General features: G+C 67.3%; 2 protein-coding genes and 1 pseudogene. 2 read left to right on the top strand and 1 reads right to left on the bottom strand.

Annotated elements, in window-relative coordinates; all coding sequences use genetic code 11:
• Positions 1–307 precede the first annotated feature (307 nt).
• Entirely contained in the window at positions 308–781 is a 474-nt protein-coding gene (locus FKP22_RS26695) for an outer membrane lipoprotein (protein WP_141290969.1), read from the top strand.
• A 147-nt stretch (positions 782–928) separates the two neighbouring features.
• Here FKP22_RS26695 and FKP22_RS26690 read toward each other — a convergent pair whose 3' ends face one another.
• Entirely contained in the window at positions 929–2,227 is a 1,299-nt protein-coding gene (locus FKP22_RS26690; RefSeq protein ID WP_141290967.1) for an esterase-like activity of phytase family protein, read from the bottom strand.
• 182 nt (positions 2,228–2,409) lie between these two features.
• On the opposite strand from FKP22_RS26690, the pseudogene FKP22_RS26685 reads away from it, so the two are divergent.
• Positions 2,410–2,635 (top strand): annotated as a pseudogene (locus tag FKP22_RS26685) (zinc carboxypeptidase); the annotation flags it as partial.

Below are 2,635 nucleotides of genomic sequence, written 5' to 3'. Positions count from 1 at the left end.
CAGCCGGTTCGCGGGAATACCGCGAACCACCCGCCAAGCGGGTGCGCGGCCGCTTGGGAGCGGCCCGGCGCTGGCCGCGCCACGACAGGTCTTCACTTCCGCTCACCTGCCGGCAATGCAGCGTGCATTGCCGGGTGTCCAGCGCTGAAGACTTCTCGCCCGCCTGCGCTTGTCCGCGCTCAAGCCGGGGACACTGGTGGCGCGCACAATTCGCATTGGCTCCAGGCGGCCTCGCTGCCCTGGACAAGTCCTGTCAACGCCGCCTCGGCCGCAGGCGTTCTGTTCCGCTCAACACACTCGATACATCATGCAACGCCTTGCTTCCCGCCTGATCCTCGCCACGATGGTGGCCACACTGGCCGCCTGCGCCACCTCCAGCCCTGACGTCGTTCAGCGCGGCGACGCGCAGCGCATGTCCACCGTGCAGGACGGCACCATCCTCAGCCTGCGACCGGTGACCATCGATGGCAGCCAAAGCGGCCTGGGCGGCGCCGCCGGTGCCGTCGTGGGTGGCGTGGCCGGCTCTGGCGTTGGCGGCTCGCGCGAATCGGCCATCGTCGGCGTGATCGGTGCGGTGGCCGGTGCGGCCATCGGCAATGCCGTCGAGCGCTCCTCCACCAAGGAAGAGGGTGTGGAGTTGCTGATCCAGCTGCGCAACGGCGACCGCCGCGCCATCGTGCAGGCCAAGGGCAACGAGAACCTGCAGGCTGGCGATGCGGTGGTCATCGTCACCACCGGCGGCAAGGTGCGCGTGACCAAGGCGCCGCCAGTCGTCAACTGAGCATCTGAATCAACGACAAAAAGGCCGGTCCGCTTCGCAGCGGGGCCGGCCTTTTTCATGGGCGTGGGCGTCCTCCCCTCAAGGGCCAAGGAAACGTCCCTCGGGGGGCGGGCCGGGCACAGCCCGGTCCTGGGGGCTCACAGGACTTCAGTTCAGCGGCGTCTTGTCCTTGAGCGCCAGCTTCTGGTCCAGCTTGACCTGCAGGAACTCGGTGATGTCCGGCACGCCGGCGGTCTTGCTGCTGCCCGGGTAGTTGTTGTCGTTGATGATCAGCAGCGTGCTGGCGTCCAGCACCAGCACGTCTTCGATCGTCACCCATGGGAAGGTGAAGGTCTGGCTGCTGTCCTGGTTCAGGTCGTGCGGGTCGGCCAGGTTCATCAGGTCGGCGATCTCGGTCTTCTGCACATTGCCGTCGGCGTCGACCACGTTCAGGTCGATCAGGAACACGCGCTTGAAGCGCGGGTCCTGCGTGCCGTTGCGCTCCAGCACGATGAACTGGTGGGCGTTGACCGCCGTCATGTCGCCGATGTTGGTGCCGGCGTCGTCGAGCTTGTAGTGCCACTGGCGGCCGGTGTAGGCCTCGTCGTCCACGCTGAACTCGTTGATGCGCAGGGTCTTGGGCGTGTCGCCCACCACGCTGCCTTCGAGCAGCGTGTAGAGGTGGTCGCCAGCTGCATTGATGGCCATGCCTTCGAAGCCGTTGGAGCCGTTCAGCGTGGGCTGCGCGCCGTTCAGGAAGGGGTTGTCAGGCGACTGCACGCCGGCCATCGGGATGGCAGCGCGCAGCACCTTGCCGTTCTTGTTGGTCTTGACCAGGAACGGGCCGAATTCGTCGCCGAACCAGAAGTAGCCGTTCTTGTCGCGGCGCATCGATTCGATGTCCAGGTCGCTGCCGGTCAGGTAGCCACCGTCGCGCACCTTCTGCGGCACGGGGATGTTGGCAGCGCCAGGGCCACTGCCCGAGTACGGGTAGAACTCGCGGTCGGCCACCTTGGTGAAGCCGATCAGCCCGTCCGGGTCCTTCAGCGCGGTGAAGGTTTCGTCGGTGAACGCGGCGACCACGGCACCGGTCTTCTCATTGACCGGCACGACATTGCCTTCGCCGACCAGCGCCGCGCCGTCCCAGCTGCGGAAGTTGGGCTGCAGCGTGTAGGTGCGCAGCATCGCGTCCGGCGAGTTGGCCTTGTTGCCGAAGCCGTTGTCCGGCATCACGCGGTAGGTGCCGGCGACCGGGCCGGGCAGCACGGCGGAGAAGCCTTGCACCGCCTGCTTGTCGACCAGCGGCAGCGTGCGGCCATTGGCCGACGACACGAACTGGCCGGCGGTCGGGCCCTTGGCAAAGGTGTCGGCCGGCATGCTGGCGTAGCCGACGAGCTCGGCGGCCTGGGCCGCGGCACACAGCGAGGCCAGCGCCAGGGCGCTCAGCACAAAACGGGGAAAGCTCATGGTCTGCTCCTGAGGAAATGCTTGAATGCCGCGATGGTCGTCAGATCACATGACGTGCCCGTGAAGTCCCGGTGAAACCCCCGCGTCAAACTGGTCCGCGGGCCATGACACCCGCATGACACACGAACGGCCTACCCTCGCGCGATGCCGTTGCAGATGTTGTGGTCACCACCCAAGTTGTCATGCCCGTCCTGCTGCCGGAACTGAGCGCGATCCGCCGGCTGGTCGACACAGGCGCGCCCTACCTGACGCTGCACACGCTGGGGGAGATCGACGCCGGCCACGGCGAGCGCTTCCCGCTGCTGGCCGTGAGCATGGGCAGCAGCGACCCGGCCGCACCGGCGCTCGGCGTGTTCGGTGGCGTGCACGGGCTGGAGCGCATTGGCGCCGAGGTGGCCATGGCCTTCC

The sequence above is a fragment of the Ideonella azotifigens genome (assembly GCF_006519715.1).
Lineage (GTDB): Bacteria > Pseudomonadota > Gammaproteobacteria > Burkholderiales > Burkholderiaceae_C > Ideonella > Ideonella azotifigens.
The sequence above is the reverse complement of the archived record's forward strand: the minus strand, read 5'-3'. Positions and strand labels throughout refer to the sequence as shown.

Bases quoted from the DNA above. Each gene is read 5' to 3' on its own strand.
- FKP22_RS26695 (WP_141290969.1), top strand. From the start codon at position 308: ATGCAACGCCTTGCTTCCCGCCTGATCCTCGCCACGATGGTGGCCACA.
- FKP22_RS26690 (WP_141290967.1), bottom strand. From the start codon at position 2,227: ATGAGCTTTCCCCGTTTTGTGCTGAGCGCCCTGGCGCTGGCCTCGCTG.